The sequence below is a fragment of the Bradyrhizobium sp. 482_C4_N1_8 genome, assembly GCF_052075965.1.
Taxonomy (GTDB): Bacteria; Pseudomonadota; Alphaproteobacteria; order Rhizobiales; family Xanthobacteraceae; genus Bradyrhizobium; species Bradyrhizobium barranii.
Genome location: NZ_CP197231.1, coordinates 629,775 through 642,172 on the forward strand (window position 1 = coordinate 629,775; position 12,398 = coordinate 642,172).

The following is a 12,398-nucleotide window of genomic DNA, read 5'->3' on the forward strand; positions in this document are numbered from 1 at the left end:
TATTCAACCCATGCGTATTCAACCCGCATCGTTTGCCTTCACGCTGTTGCTGGGCCTTCTTGCCTCAGTTCCGTATTCGGGCATTGACATGAGCTTACCGGCACTGGCGGCCACTGGCGCCGCTCTCGGCGCGCCGCCCGCGGATGTCGGCTTTACGATGAGTGTTTTCATGCTCAGTCTGGCGACGGCGCCGCTTGTCTATGGGCCGGTATCCGATCGGTACGGTCGCAGGCCCGTCGTGGTATTCGGCGTCACGCTCTTTGTCGTCGGCAGTCTCGCTTGCGCGCTCGCCCAATCATTGCCGGTGCTGCTGGTGTGCCGCTTCGGCCAAGGCTGCGGCGCGGCCAGCACAACGTTGACGTTTGCAATCATCCGCGACCTGTTCGAGGGGGATAATGCGCGTGCGAAGATGGCCAACGTTGTCATTGCCATAAATGTAGTCACATTGATCGCGCCGACCGCTGGCGCGGCTCTACTGGCGCTGGGCAGCTGGCGCCTGATTTACACGATTCAGTTCGTAATGGGTCTGGTTTTGTTGATCGCATTGGTCACCGGCTTTGCCGAAAGTGCAAAGATCGATCAGACCAATCGCCTTGCACCATCAATCATTGGCCGCAGCTATCTTCAAGTCCTGAGGCATCCGATCTCGTTCGCATACATTCTGGTCGGTGCAGCCGCCGGCGGGACCGTTATGGCTTATGTCACCGGGTCCTCCCTGTTCTTCATCAACAGCATGGGGCTACGGCCTAATCGGTATGGCCTGATTTTCAGTGCGTGCTCCGGATCGGTCATGGCCGGGGCTTTCCTCGATCGCCGGCTCGTCGCTTGGAACGTCTCACCAGCTTATGTGCTGATGAGGGGTTTGACAGTCTCGGCGGTGGCTTCAGGGCTATTGCTTGCCACGACACTGGTCGGCTGGGTACCGCTACTCCTTGTTGTTTCACTTCTGGTCGCTGTTGGTCTTGCCTTCGGATTGACCATACCGAACGCCATCCGCGCGACGATGCATCCGTTGCCGCAGATCGCCGGCGCGGTAGGCGCTGTGTCCGGAAGCATTCAGATGATGGCAGGCGCCGTCTCAAGCGGGCTCGTTGCGTGTCTTTATGACGGACGATCAGCGCTATCGATGGCCGCGGTCATGACGCCGTGTTCGCTTCTGGCGCTGGCCTCTGTCCCGCCGAGCGTCGCGTTTTCGCAAGTTAGCGTCATGCCCGCGCTGGATGGCCTCGATCACCTTCGGCGACGATGCTGCCATGCGCGGAGGCTTCGCTCGTTCCAAGCCGATCGGAACTAAACCCTAGCGAAAGGACGAGATCCATGAGTAACGACGAGACTGCGGTGCCAACGGGAATTTCCCTGACCCACTTGGATCCCGTCTTTCGGGAGCGGCCAGACGAATATCTCGATATGCTGAGGTCGCGCGAGCCGGTGCACCAGGACCGGATGTTCGATCGGGTGGTGCTGACCCGTGCGGTCGATGTCGATGCCGTCATGAATAATCGTGAACTGGCCTCCGATCCACGGAAATCCCGCCCGGGTTCGTTCTCTCGGGTGCAACTGAAGGTGGATGAGACATTTCAGCCGCTCATACTGCATATGGATGACCCGGACCATAAGCGCCTGCGCTCCCTGGTCGTCAAGGCGTTCAACCAGGTCGCGGTCGATGCGATGCGCCCGCGTATCACTGAGGTCGCATGCGGCTTGCTGGACGACATCGACGATCCATCCTGCTTCGATATTATGGAGGCTTATGCCCGACCGTTGCCGACGATCGCCATCGCGCTGATGTTGGGCGTCGATACCGCCCGCTGCGACGACTTCAAGCAGTGGTCTGACGGCAAACTACAAATGTTCAACCCGCAACGCACGCCGGAGCAGGAGGCCATCCTGGCATCCTGCAATGCTGCTCTCACCAGCTACTTCGCTGAGGTAATCCAAAAGCGTCGTAAGGAACGACGGGCCGATCTGATAAGCAGCCTGATCGACGCCGAAGAGGACGGCGAGCAGCTCGACGAAGCGGAGATCACAAACGTTTGCCATAGTTTGCTCTTTGCGGGCAACGTGACGACGACTGATCTTATCGGTAACGCCGTACTAGCCCTGCTACAGCATCCCGGTGAACTCAGCAAACTGCTCGCTAATCCGAGCCTGGTTCGTAGCGCCGTCGAGGAAGTGTTGCGCTATGACGCGCCAGTCGTGCAAGGCACTCGGATCGCAACCGAAGCGATGCAGATCGACGGGTGCCCGGTCGCGGCGGGGCAGACGATCAATGCCGTGCTCTACGCAGCGAACCACGACTCAGAGGCGCATCCCGACCCAAAGCGGTTTGACATCGAACGGCCGGATAAGCGTCACATCTCATTTGGCGGCGGCGCTCATTTCTGTCTTGGCGCGCCATTGGCCCGGGCCGAGGCACAGATCGCTCTTTCGGTGCTTTTCGAGCGGTTCCCGAAGCTCCGCCTGAGTGCCGAGCACCCCTTGGAGCGCCGGACGATGCTCAACTTCAATGGATTAGAGGCGCTTTGGGTGCGCGCGGACTAGCACTGCGTTCCAGTCACCATGAGCCTTTGTCCCCCACGGCCGACCTGATGGCGCTTGCAAGCCCCATCAGCAGTGCGGACCGTCGCATTTCACCGAACATGCTCACACCCGATGTATTTGAACTAGGAATAGCCGACCATGAAAGAAACTATTCTGCGCTCCGGCATCGACCGTCGCACCCTGCTCACGACGTTGGCGCTGCTTCCAGCCCTATCCGCGCCGCCCTTATCCGTCTCCGCGTTGGCCCAGACCGCTTCGAGCGGCCCATTGCCATCGTGGAATAACGGATCCGCCAAACAAGCGATCCTCGACTTCGTCCGAGACACGACAGACCGGGCAAGTCCGAAGTTCGTGCCTCCCGAGGAACGCATTGCCACTTTTGATCAGGATGGCACGCTTTGGGTGGAGCAGCCGATTTATAGCCAAATGGTGTATTGCCTCGACCGGGTCCCGGTGTTGGTCGCGCAAGAGCCGGCGCTAAAGGACGTTGAGCCATTCAAGACGGTGCTCTCGGGAAACCGGGAAGCGATAGCCGGGCTTTCGATGCGAGACCTCGAAAAGATCGTCCTTGCCACGCTCGCCGGCATAACAACTGACGAGTTCGAGGCCGAAGGAAAGAAATGGCTTTCCTCCGCGAAGGACCCACGCTGGAAGCGGCCCTATACCGAACTCGTCTACCAACCGATGCTGGAGGTGATGACCTACCTGCGGGCGAATGGCTTTAAGACCTACATTGTCACAGGCTTCGGTCAGGATTTTGTGCGCCTGTATTCACAGCAGGTCTACGGCATCCCACCGGAGCAGGTGGTCGGGTCGGCGCTTGCCGTCAAATATGATTATGACAAGGACGGCAAGCCGGTCCTCATTAGTGAACCCAGGCTCATGCTGTATGACAGCGCTGCCGGGAAACCGGAGGGCATTCACTTGATGATTGGTCGGCGTCCGAACGCTTCATTTGGCAACTCGACTGGAGACCAGCAGATGCTGGAATATACGGGTGCCGGGGAGGGCGCGCGACTATCGATGCTTGTACTGCACGACGATGGAATACGTGAGTACGCTTATGGTCCGGCGCAGGGGCTGCCCTATACCAAGATCGGTTCCTTCACCCCCGCGCTCTACGCTGAGGCCAGGAAGAAAAACTGGACCATCATCAGCATGAAGAACGACTGGAAGAATATCTTTTCGTTCCAATAGCTGATGGCTGAGTTGGTGGCGCGACGTGGCAGTGAGCGGTGCGTGCCAGTACCGGTGAAAGGGCGCCGGCGGCTCACGACATCCAGCTTCCAGAGTCTTAGCTTCATTCACAGCATCGAATCTAAATCGTGTTTGGAAGACAAATGCCCCTGTCAGTCATATGGCTCGTCACGTCCTTTGCGATCAGGCTGCTAGTCGTTCACTTCAAGCTCGCCATCCTTCTCAGGTCTCGCGCGAAGGCGCGTGTTCGGGGACCGGGCACCCAAGGGCGCGAGGGCGGGCGAGACGTCGTCCTGGCTGATGAAGACCTCTCGCCAAATGGATACCCGTGCGGACCATCTCCTGCCCGCACGAACAGTCGCTTGCGGCTGAAGTGAAGGCGTTGAAACCGAGGGAACATTCGCCATGCTTGGCTTAATGATGCAAACTCCGTTGCTCCTGTCGTCCATTCTCATGCACGCGGCGCGCTCCTTTCCCGATGTTGAGATCGTCTCCCGAACTCCCGACAAGCCCGATCACATCACGAGCTACAGCGGCCTTCTCGAGCGCAGCTCTCGGCTCGCAAATGCATTGGACTCGATCGGCATTAAGCCAGGCGATCGCGTGGCGACCTTAGCCTGGAATAGCTATCGGCATCTGGAGCTATACTTCGGCATTTCCGGAATGGGAGCCGTTTGCCACACGATCAATCCAAGGCTGTTCGTGGACCAGATCATATACATCATCAACCACGCCGAAGATGCGGTTGTATTCTTCGATCTGGCTTTTATCGATCTCGTACACTCTTTAATGCCGCAATGTCCGACTGTTGAAGCGTGGATATATCTGGGCGAGGCGGGCGACGCAAAGATCGTGGGAGCCAAAGGCTTCCCATCCTATGAAGGATTTCTCTCCGGGTGCTCGGAAGCTTATGCATGGCCCGAGTTCGACGAGAACACGGCATGCGGACTTTGCTATACGTCGGGAACGACAGGAAACCCAAAGGGTGTGCTGTATAGCCATCGCAGCGCGGTGCTGCATTCCTGCGCCGCAGCGCTCCCAGACGCTTGTCGCATTTCTCTGGATGACACGGTCGCGCTTGTCTCGCCGATGTTCCACGCAATGTCTTGGGGAATGCCGTATTGTGCAACGGCGACGGGTTCGAAGCTGGTGATGGCCGGCCAAAACGTCGACGGTGAGAGCCTGCACAGGTTGTTCGAGGACCACGGGGTGACTTTCGCCGGCGGCGTGCCGACGGTCTGGCTGGGCTATGTTCGATACCTGCAAAGCGCCGGCGTGAAGCCGACGACGCTCAATCGCGCGCTGATCGGTGGCACGGCATGTCCGGCCTCCCTGATGGAAACGCTGCAGGACGAATACGGAGTAGAAGTTCTGCATGGCTGGGGCATGACGGAAACCAGCCCGCTCGCGACGATCTCGAAGCCACTGCGCAAGCACATGACCTCGTCGAGAGCTGAACGGCGGTCTCGCCAGGTCAAACAAGGACGTGCGCTTTTCGGGGTCGAAATCGGCATTCGCGATGGCAACAACAGAAAACTCCCCCACGATGGCAAGGCAGTTGGCGACCTCGTGGTTCGGGGGCCCTGGATTGCCCGCGCTTATTACAAGATGCCGGAAAGCGAGCGTGCCGATGGCTGGTTTTTCACGGGTGATGTCGTCACGATCGACAGCGACGGTTATATGCAGGTTACGGATCGCTCGAAGGACGTCATCAAGTCCGGAGGCGAATGGATATCGTCTATCGAGCTCGAAAACCTGGCGATGGCCCACCCCGAAATCGTCGAAGCGGCGGTGATTGGTATTGCGCATCCAAAATGGGACGAACGCCCGCTCGTGCTTGCGGTCCGGCGCCAGGGGGCGAGGCTCGAGGCGCAAGATCTCCTGACCTTTTACGAGGGCAAGATCGCGAAGTGGTGGATGCCGGACGATGTTCTGTTCGTCGACGAGCTTCCGCACGGGGCGACCGGAAAAGTCCTGAAGACCAAATTGCGCGAGCTTTACGGAAACCGCGATTCCGCCGCGATCAGCCAGACGGGCAACCCGCCCGCCGCCGAAGCCAACGGAGGTTCCTATGTCAGTCCGCAGCTCGCTTCTCGCAGCCGCCGTCACCTTCGCCTCACTCGGGGCCGCACACGCTAACGGCCTGCGGCCGATCGAGGGCCTGAGCATCAATCTCGGCGATGTATCCGGCGTCGCCTACTACACGGTCGAGCCCGATGGATTCCGCGTCGTCACGACTCTTGCACAGGGTGCAGCGGGAACGCCGATCCGCTTTGTGACAGTACTGGCGCCCGGTCAGCGCGTCGTTGTCTCAACGCCATACCAGGCACCCGCGCTCGAAATCAGCCGAAAGGGTGATGAACTGCTCGTCCGCAAGGCGAGCACGTTCTCCAATTGACCGTCAATTGGCACGCAAGCGTCGGCGTCAAGGAGCCAAAGATGTCCAGATACATCTCCGCCAGCCATTTGGACGGCGCAGGCAGGATCGGCTCTCAAGTCGGGATCAAGCCTGATCCGCGATAGCTTTCGATCAGCGCATCGAACAATTTCAGGTCGGCGCGGCTCCGTGCCATCAGCTGCGCGCCGGCAACGGCCGCGTAGATCGCGCGCGCCCTTGCTTCACGCTTGCTGGCGGGAACTGAAGCCGCAGCGAGCATCCTGGTCAGCCAGGCCACGTTGACATCGGCGAAGGCTTGCACCTCGGTTTTGACGGCGTCCGGCAGATCATCATATTCGGCCGCCATGAAGCTGCAGAGGCACATGCGATTGTCCTGCTCGAGCGATCGACGAAAAAGTCCCGGATAGGCGCGGAGCGCCTTTCTTGGATCTCCGTTCGCTTTTGAAAGAGCTTCGAGGTTCGCCGCCGTATCCTCCCAGTAGCGTCTCGCCACCGCCGCACCCAGCTCGGCCTTGCCGGGGAAGTGATGATAGATGCTCGCAGCCTTGATGCCGACTTCAGCCCCGATGTCGCGGAAGTTCAACCCGCCATACCCGTGGGCCTGCGCTGTCCTGCGCGCTGCAGCCAGGATCGCTTCCTTCGCATTTTCGCTCATCGTGATCACCTCAACGTGTCCCTACCAAATGGCAGGTAGGGATTGAAGTCCATAAATGCGAGGGACATGTCCAGCCTACCAAATGGCAGGTAGGACAGATATGATGGATAACATCGTTAGAATGGACGCCACCCGCATCGCCCAGCTGATCGCTCAACGGGAGCTTTCGCCCGTCGAGGTCATGCAGGCGCATCTCGACCGCATCGCGGCGGTCAATCCCAAGCTGAATGCGATCGTGACGCTGGCCGACGGCGCGATGGAAGGCGCCAGGACGGCCGAAGCGGCGGTGATATCGGGCGCCCAGCTCGGCCCTCTCCATGGCGTTCCGTTCACGGCCAAGGATGGAATCGACACGGCGGGCGTGCTGACACAGCGCGGTTCGCCGATTTTCAGAGGGCGCGTGCCTGATACTGATGCCACCGTCGTGGCCAGGCTGAAGGCCGCCGGCGCCATCCTCATCGCAAAAACGAATCCCCCGGAATTTTCCTACTCAATCGAAACCGACAATCTCCTGACCGGCCAGACGAACAACCCCTGGAACCTCGATTACACTCCGGGCGGATCGAGCGGCGGTGAATCCGCTGCCATCGCAGCGGGCATGTCGCCACTCGGTGTGGGCAGCGATCTCTCAATCTCGTTGCGCGGCCCGGCAGCGCATACCGGTGTCGTCGGATTTAAAGCGACTCACGGTCGAATGCCGATGACGGGCCACTGGCCTCGGGTACCGCGCCGTTTCTGGCACATCGGTCCGATGGCGCGTTCCGTTCGCGATGTGGCGCTCGCTTATTCCTTGATGGCAGGACCTGACGGTGCCGACGGCTTCTCGGTCAGCTCGCCCAGCCTCGATACAGGGCTAGGTACGAAATCGACCCGTGAGCTTCGCGTAGGCTGGATGGCCTCTCCGGGCTTCTTCGGACCCATCGATCCGGAAGTGGTCGCGATCGTGAAGGCAGCGGCACATGCGCTGAGCAATGCCGGCTACCACGTCGAACAGGTCCGGTTGCCGGTGGTGGAGCAGACCGATGCCAACAGCGTCCTCTGGCAGCTCCAGCAGATGGAATCCCGGCGCGAGTTCGAGAACGTCACTGCCGGCCATGAGGCCCAGATCTTCAGGCACGCCAAATTGGTCCTCGATACACCTGACACGCCGATAGCCGACTTCGTCGCCGCCGAGCAGGCCATAGAGCGCCTTCGCGACAGCTTCGCCGAATACTTCCAGCGCTACGATGCGCTGCTATGCCCGGTGACCCCGTTCCCGGCGACCAAACACGGTCTCAACGACCTCGTGGTCGATGGTGTGACGGTTTCACCCTTTCACGTCATGAGCGCCACATCACCGTTCAGCTTGACGGGAATGCCCGCTCTATCAATGCGGTTTGGAACGAGCCACGACGGCCTTCCGATCGGCGTACAAATAGTCTCCTCCTGGCTGGCGGAATCGACGGTGCTCAAGGTCGCCTCGCTCCTCGAGGAGGTGAGCCCGGTCCGCAACCTTCATCCGACCATTTGACGATGAAAGGGCGGGATTCATCCCGCCCTCTCCCCTGAGAGCATCCACCATGAACGATGAGCTGACGATATCGCGGCTTGCTCAATCAATCGACGGTCACGTTCAATTGCATCGCAAGTCCTGGTGCGCTCCGGTCATTGTTGCCGTCCATAGGTTCGCTATCGGTTGCCGCTCCCTTCCCTCATGAAGTTCCCGCGCGCGCCGGACCATCACCGGAAACAGGACGTCATGAAGGCACACAGCAGCGTTCTCGAAGAGGCCGAGAAGGATGATCGGAATGAACATTCAAGTCTCGCTCACACCGACGCGCAGCCGATCGACCTGAATTCCCTGCAGACATTCGTCGCTGTCGTGCGCGCCGGCGGATTTGCGGCGGCAGCCCGCGAAACCAACACGCCGAGGTCGTCCGTCAGCTTGCGCATCCGCAGCCTGGAGGCGGCGCTCGGTGCGCGGCTCTTCAAGAGGTCCACGCGCGCTTTTGCCCTCACGGCCGCAGGACGAGAACTCTACCAGCGTTCGGCTGGCGCGCTTGCCCTGCTTGTCAACGCGCTCCGGGGGGTAAGCGGTGCTGACGACCCGTATGCCGGCGAAATCCGCATCACGCTGCCGGCCGACTTTCCGGTCAGGATCGTGGCAGCCGCGATCGGGGATTTCAGAAACGATCACCCCAATGTGCGCTTTGAGGTGTCGCTCACTAACGACGTGCTCGATCTCATCTCCCGGGATATTGATATTGCGCTCCGCATCGGAGCGGCCAATCCTCAGGAAGCCCTGATCAAGGGCGCAATCGACATGAAGTTCGGTCTTTATGCGAGCTCAGACTATGTGAGCCGTCACGGGATCCCCGTCGATATTCGCGACGCGTCGACCTTGATCGGGCCATCGAGGCCGGAATTGCTGCGCCTTCTATCCCGCTCCTTGCCGGGCGGGGCGACGTGGCCCGCCTTTCATCTCGCGGTCGACTCCTTCGCTCTTGCTCGTGAGCTTGTGCTGAATCACCAGGGGATTGGTCTGCTTCCGGAAGCCCTCTGCAGAGTGGAATACGCATCGGGGCTCGTCGTGCCGGTTTTGCCAGAGCAGTTCTCCGGGACGATCCGCCTGCATCTCACATATCCGTCGCGGGCCGATCTGAGCGCCAAGGTCGCGGATTTTACCCGTGTGTTCGAGCGACAGCTTGCAGCTGCGGGGCGGTGATTTTCGTTGTTGTCGTTGTTCATGCCGACAGTTTGAGGTGGACCGTTCGGGCAGCTGAACTGGTCTTCGGGAAACTCCGATGCCAATTGGCCAGAACTACAGCCGCTGTGGCTTGCGGAAGGGGACTAATCCGCAGCCCTCCCGCATGCAATCTATCGAGCTCCGAAGTCAATGGAGCCTTGGCCAATGCAGAGCGTCATCACGACGAAGTTCGAAACGACCGAATTTGCCGGTCTCACGACGAAAATTATCAATCCGCAGGAAAGCCTGTTCACGGTGCTGGACATGACCATCAAGCCGGGCTTCGGCGCACCCGCCCACATCTCCGAGGAGGAGGACAAGCTGTTCGTCCTCCTGGAGGGCCAGGTGAAATACCTCGTGGGAGACCAGACCGAGGTCGCTGGACCCGGTTCGCGGATTCTCGTGCCGAGAGGAGTTGTTCACGGCTTCACCAATGAGGGGCCGGCCGACGCGAGACACATCCTCGTCTCCACGCCGCGTCGTCACGAGGAATTCTTCCGCGATCTGCACAGGATCCCCGAGCCGCGCGAGCAGCACATGGACATGCTGCCGAAGATCGCAGCGCGCAACGGCCAACGGATAGTTGGTCCGCTCCCATGACACGATGGGCAGCACCGAACGCACCTATCGCCGCGATTTCGACGTCCCTAGGCCACCCTCCACCTCCCGTCCCCCGCGCGCTTCAGCGCGGGGTCGCTCACCCGCACATGCTCGGCGAGAAAATCGATGAACGCGCGCACGCGCGCGGGCAGGGGCGCGGTGTGGCCGACATAGACGGCGTGGATGTCTTCGCGGTCGCCGGGATTGTAGTTCTGCAAGACCGGAACGAGACGGCCCGATTCGATGTCGGGGCCGATGTGGAAGAGGGCGAGGCGGGCGAGGCCGACGCCGCCGAGGGCGAGGCGGCGGGCGATTTCGCCGTCACTGGCGCGGGCGGCCGGTGGCGGCATGGCTTCCTCGGTGTGGTCGCCGCGCCGGAATGGCCAGCCGCCGCGGATGCGCGGAAAGGTCCAGCCGATGCCGCGATGCTGGGTGAGATCCGCCGGCGTCTTCGGCGTGCCGAAGCGCGCCAGATAGTTCGGGGTGCCGACGACGACCATGCGGCTGGTGCCGAGCTTTCGCGCGACCAGGCGTGACGCTTTCAGGGGCCCGACGCGGATGGCAATATCGGCCCGTTCCTGCATCAGGTCGATCAGCGTGTCGGTCAGCACGAGGTCGAGTGTGATCTCGGGATGCCGTTCCAGGAAGCGGGGAATCAGCGGTAGGACGTGCAGCATGCCGAAAGGGATGTTGCAGTTGACCGTGAGGTGGCCGCGCGGCGCCGCGCCTGAAGCCGCCTCGCGCTCAGCTTCCTCCATCTCTCCGAGGATGCGCACGGTGCGCTGGTAGAAGGCCTGGCCCTCCTCCGTCAGCGTCAGCTTGCGCGTGGTGCGGTTGATCAGCCGCGAGCCGAGGCGCGTCTCCAGCCGCGAGATCAGCTTGCTGACGCCCGACGGCGTCAGGCGCAGGTTTCGCGCGGCCTGGGTGAATCCGCCGAGTTCGACGACGCGGACGAAAACCTCCATCTCGGCGGAGCGGTTGGTGTCGAAACGGGCCATGTTGAATTCACGTCACAAATGATTGGATTGCGGACATCCTAATGGTTTTGCTGCGCTGCGGCTATCTGCGTGGCTCGTCCCTCGCATTGGAGCCACGCATGCCTCCCGCCGTCCTCGCCCTCACCGCCGGTGCCTTCGGCATCGGCACCACCGAGTTCATCATCATGGGCCTGTTGCTCCAGGTCGCCGCCGACATGCACGTCTCCGTGCCGGTCGCGGGGCTGCTGATCTCCGGCTATGCGCTCGGCGTCTTCGTCGGCGCGCCTGTCCTGACGCTGGCGACGCGGCGGATGCCGCGGAAAACCGTTCTTCTCGCCCTGATGGCGATCTTCACGCTCGGCAATGCCGCTTGCGCGCTGGCGCCGAACTACGAATGGCTGATGGCGGCGCGGGTGCTGACCTCGCTCGCCCACGGCACCTTCTTCGGCGTCGGGTCGGTCGTTGCGACCAGCCTCGTCGCGGAGGACAAGCGCGCGTCGGCGATTGCGACCATGTTCATCGGCCTGACGGTCGCGACGCTCCTGGGCGTGCCCTTCGGCGCCTGGTTCGGCCTGATGCTCGGCTGGCGCGCGGCATTCTGGGCGGTGACGGTGATCGGCGTGATCGCCTTCGCAGTGGTGGCCACATTCGTGCCCGGCGATGTCGGCAATGGCGACAAGCCGATCTCGCTCTCCGAGGAGGTCGCGGTGCTCGGCCGTCCGCAGGTGCTGCTCGGCCTTGCCATGACCGTGTTCGGCTTTGCCGGCCTGTTCGTCGTCTTTACCTATATCCAGCCGATCCTGACGCGCTTCACCGGTTTTTCGGAAGCCGCGGTGTCGCCGATCCTGCTGGTGTTCGGTACAGGTCTCGCAATCGGCAACGTCGCCGGCGGCAAGCTCGCCGATCGCGGCCTCGCGCGTGCCCTGATCGGCACGCTCGCTGCGCTCGCCATCGTGCTGCTTGGCCTTGCCGCCGTGCTGTCGGTCAAGATCGCAGCCATTGCGCTGATCCTGCTGCTCGGCATTGCGGCCTTTGCGACCGTCGCGCCGCTCCAGCTTCGCGTGCTGGAGGCGGCGGGGCCAAGCGGCCGCACGCTCGCCTCCAGCCTCAACATCGCCGCCTTCAATCTCGGCAACGCGCTCGGCGCCTGGGCAGGCGGCGTCACCATCGACCGCGGGCTCAGTCTCTCCGCGCTGCCGCTGGTCGCGGCCGGCATCACGGCTGTCGGTCTCGTGCTCGCGCTATGGAGCCTTCAGCTTGATCGAACGCAGTCCGCAGTCGCGGCGTGCCCGGCGGAATAGGAGA

At 61.5% G+C, this 12,398-nt stretch carries 11 protein-coding genes; 9 read left to right on the top strand and 2 right to left on the bottom strand.

What is annotated here, in order from left to right; translation table 11 throughout:
• Window positions 1-10: 10 nt before the first annotated feature.
• The 5 genes from AB7Z56_RS02940 (at window position 11) to AB7Z56_RS02960 (ending at window position 6,136) form a co-directional block, all read left to right on the top strand.
• Window positions 11-1,294, top strand: a complete 1,284-nt coding sequence (locus AB7Z56_RS02940; protein WP_283017950.1) for a multidrug effflux MFS transporter — start codon at window positions 11-13, stop codon at window positions 1,292-1,294.
• 23 nt (window positions 1,295-1,317) lie between these two features.
• Window positions 1,318-2,541, top strand: coding sequence for a cytochrome P450 (locus AB7Z56_RS02945; RefSeq protein ID WP_283017951.1), 1,224 nt, complete (start codon window positions 1,318-1,320; stop codon window positions 2,539-2,541).
• Window positions 2,542-2,679: 138 nt separating this feature from the next.
• On the top strand, window positions 2,680-3,738 hold the full coding sequence (locus AB7Z56_RS02950) for an HAD family hydrolase (protein WP_063980537.1): 1,059 nt from the start codon (window positions 2,680-2,682) through the stop codon (window positions 3,736-3,738).
• Between the two features lie 405 nt (window positions 3,739-4,143).
• Window positions 4,144-5,877 carry a long-chain-fatty-acid--CoA ligase gene (locus tag AB7Z56_RS02955; RefSeq protein WP_084794930.1) on the top strand — a complete coding sequence of 578 codons (1,734 nt, stop codon included), beginning with the start codon at window positions 4,144-4,146 and terminating at the stop codon, window positions 5,875-5,877.
• Complete coding sequence (locus AB7Z56_RS02960; protein ID WP_063980539.1) at window positions 5,810-6,136, top strand: hypothetical protein; 327 nt, start codon at window positions 5,810-5,812, stop codon at window positions 6,134-6,136. Before AB7Z56_RS02955 ends, AB7Z56_RS02960 begins: the two co-directional genes overlap by 68 nt.
• A gap of 94 nt (window positions 6,137-6,230) precedes the next feature.
• On the opposite strand, the gene AB7Z56_RS02965 is transcribed toward AB7Z56_RS02960, so the two are convergent.
• Window positions 6,231-6,791 carry a TetR/AcrR family transcriptional regulator gene (locus AB7Z56_RS02965; RefSeq protein ID WP_063986013.1) on the bottom strand — a complete coding sequence of 187 codons (561 nt, stop codon included), beginning with the start codon at window positions 6,789-6,791 and terminating at the stop codon, window positions 6,231-6,233.
• A gap of 100 nt (window positions 6,792-6,891) precedes the next feature.
• Between AB7Z56_RS02965 and AB7Z56_RS02970 the strand changes: the two genes are divergently transcribed.
• From AB7Z56_RS02970 to AB7Z56_RS02980, 3 genes are all read left to right on the top strand, one after another.
• The gene (locus AB7Z56_RS02970) at window positions 6,892-8,301 is read left to right on the top strand and encodes an amidase (RefSeq protein ID WP_283017952.1); all 1,410 of its coding nucleotides are present in this window, start codon (window positions 6,892-6,894) and stop codon (window positions 8,299-8,301) included.
• 228 nt (window positions 8,302-8,529) lie between these two features.
• The gene (locus tag AB7Z56_RS02975) at window positions 8,530-9,495 is read left to right on the top strand and encodes a LysR family transcriptional regulator (protein WP_187387881.1); all 966 of its coding nucleotides are present in this window, start codon (window positions 8,530-8,532) and stop codon (window positions 9,493-9,495) included.
• A 186-nt stretch (window positions 9,496-9,681) separates the two neighbouring features.
• Entirely contained in the window at window positions 9,682-10,116 is a 435-nt protein-coding gene (locus AB7Z56_RS02980) for a cupin domain-containing protein (protein WP_063980542.1), read from the top strand.
• Between the two features lie 47 nt (window positions 10,117-10,163).
• Here the strand turns inward: AB7Z56_RS02980 and AB7Z56_RS02985 are convergent, their stop codons facing one another.
• On the bottom strand, window positions 10,164-11,114 hold the full coding sequence (locus tag AB7Z56_RS02985) for a LysR family transcriptional regulator (protein ID WP_063980543.1): 951 nt from the start codon (window positions 11,112-11,114) through the stop codon (window positions 10,164-10,166).
• Window positions 11,115-11,212: 98 nt separating this feature from the next.
• Here AB7Z56_RS02985 and AB7Z56_RS02990 point away from each other — a divergent pair, with 98 nt between their 5' ends.
• Window positions 11,213-12,394 carry an MFS transporter gene (locus AB7Z56_RS02990; protein ID WP_063986014.1) on the top strand — a complete coding sequence of 394 codons (1,182 nt, stop codon included), beginning with the start codon at window positions 11,213-11,215 and terminating at the stop codon, window positions 12,392-12,394.
• Window positions 12,395-12,398 lie beyond the last annotated feature (4 nt).